Source organism: Haloferax sp. Atlit-6N (assembly GCF_003383195.1).
In the GTDB taxonomy this organism is placed as follows: Archaea; Halobacteriota; Halobacteria; order Halobacteriales; family Haloferacaceae; genus Haloferax; species Haloferax gibbonsii.
In genome coordinates this window covers 1-450 of sequence record NZ_QEQJ01000353.1, presented here as the reverse complement: position 1 = coordinate 450, position 450 = coordinate 1, and the positions used below count along the sequence as shown (strand labels likewise).

At 64.4% G+C, this 450-nt stretch carries 1 protein-coding gene; it reads right to left on the bottom strand.

Annotated elements, in window-relative coordinates; translation table 11 throughout:
- Positions 1–450 (bottom strand): DUF354 domain-containing protein (locus tag DEQ92_RS22710; RefSeq protein WP_115821815.1); only part of this gene is annotated, 450 nt, incomplete at both ends.

Genomic DNA, 450 nt, shown 5'->3' with positions numbered 1-450 from the left:
GGTGCCGCGAGTGGAAGATCCGGCCCTCTTCGACGAGGTGGCGGTCGACAGAGAGCAGTTCGTTCGGGAAGAACGAGACCGCCGGCGTGCCGAGACTGGCGGCCTCGCGGGCCATCGTGCCGGAGCCGGTCAGCATACACCGAGCGTTCCAGGCCAGATCGAGGCCGTTGAGCGGATTCTCGGGGACGAACACCTCGCTTCGGTCGTAGGGGTCCGCGAATTCCTCGTCGCCGCGGCCGCGAGGGAGATAGACGACCGGGATGTCACGGTCTACGAACCCCTCTAGCAGGTCGGGAACGATCGACGCTTCGACGTCGACGTACGCGGCCGTGAGAGCCTCGGGCCTGATCACGACGAACGTCTCGAACGGGAATCTGTCAGTGAAATCCGGCTCTGGTTCGAAGTCGGCGACGTAGACGTCCTCTTTGATCCCGTCGTAGGTGTGTACGG